2 protein-coding genes and 1 pseudogene are annotated in these 1,318 nt (G+C 48.6%); 2 read left to right on the top strand and 1 reads right to left on the bottom strand.

The window, feature by feature from the left end:
• A pseudogene (gene clpX / locus AC07U6_RS22205) lies at window positions 1-168 on the top strand (ATP-dependent Clp protease ATP-binding subunit ClpX); the annotation flags it as partial.
• An 85-nt stretch (window positions 169-253) separates the two neighbouring features.
• Here the strand turns inward: clpX and AC07U6_RS22200 are convergent.
• Window positions 254-847, bottom strand: a complete 594-nt coding sequence (locus AC07U6_RS22200; protein WP_494761763.1) for an ATP-dependent Clp protease proteolytic subunit — start codon at window positions 845-847, stop codon at window positions 254-256.
• A 307-nt stretch (window positions 848-1,154) separates the two neighbouring features.
• Here AC07U6_RS22200 and AC07U6_RS22195 point away from each other — a divergent pair.
• Window positions 1,155-1,318, top strand: a 164-nt coding sequence (locus AC07U6_RS22195) for a ClpX C4-type zinc finger protein (RefSeq protein ID WP_494764859.1), incomplete at its 3' end; no start/stop codon positions are given.

The raw sequence follows: 1,318 nt of genomic DNA, 5'->3' as shown, positions 1-1,318 counted from the left end.
CGCGGTCTGCGTTCCATCGTTGAAGGCGTGCTGCTGGATACCATGTACGATCTGCCTTCAATGGAAGACGTGGAGAAAGTGGTGGTAGACGCCTCGGTGATTGAAAACAACGGCGAGCCTAAACTGATTTACGGTAAACCGGAAGCGCAGCAGGCATCCGGGGAATAACCTGAGTGCCCGACTGATGACATAAAAAAAATGGCCCGCAGCGAAAACTGTGGGCCATTTTTATATCCGCCAGTCAGATAAGAAATCAGACTTTCAGTTCATCCCAGTGGCTGATTACGTGAGTGGCAATACCGTAATCGATAGCCTGTTCCGGGCTCATCCAGTAGTTGCTGTCGGTGTCTTTTTCGACTTTCTCCAGCGGCTGTCCGGTCGCTTTGCTGATCAGCTTGTTGATACGCTCACGGGCACGCAGAAGTTCTTTCGCCTCGATTTCAATATCTGAAACCTTACCGCGCACGCCGCCCAGCGGCTGGTGGATCATAAAGCGGGTATTTGGCAGTGAGTAGCGGTTATCTTTATCTGCCGCGAGGAAGATAGTGATCCCGGCGCTGGCAACCCAGCCGGTACCGATGACCACCACTTTCGGCTTCACGAATTTAATCATGTCATGGATGGTATCGCCCGCTTCCACATGGCCACCCTGGCTGTTGATAAACAGCTTGATTGGCTCGCCGCCCATCTCCTGCAAAATAAGCAGTTGAGCCGTCACTTTCTCGGCCAGTTCCTGATTAATCTCGCCGGAAATGATAATAGAGCGTGACTGCAGCAGCTTGCTCACTGCCAGCGCTGAGTTCTTCTCTTCCTGGCCTTTTTCTTCTTTCTTTGGCTCTTGAGGCATGCTTTACACTCCATCGGGATCTGATAAGTCACGAGAGTTTAGCATAATCAAACAGGTAGCTAAATCAACAGTCATTGGGATGAATATTCAGATTTAAAAACAAAGGGATAGCTAATTCCAATAGCCAAAAATAGCATGCAGGATGTTTTATGAACAATCCTTGATCTATTTACAATTCTGGTGCGGAGCTCGCGTTGTTGCGGAGTTTTGCTCCCATTTTAAAGGGAAAATGGGCTATATTAATTGCTGGTACGCGTAAATTTAGACAGCCCACTTCAGGTCTGTTTAGCAAGACATGAGGTTACTGATGACAGACAAACGCAAAGACGGTTCAGGAAAGCTGCTGTACTGCTCTTTTTGCGGCAAAAGCCAGCATGAGGTACGCAAGCTGATTGCCGGCCCGTCAGTGTATATCTGCGATGAGTGCGTTGATTTATGCAACGACATCATCCGCGAAGAGATTAAAGAAGT

The organism is Erwinia sp. GW821-FHT03D09 (assembly GCF_059420805.1).
This window is presented reverse-complemented; position numbering and strand designations above follow the sequence as displayed.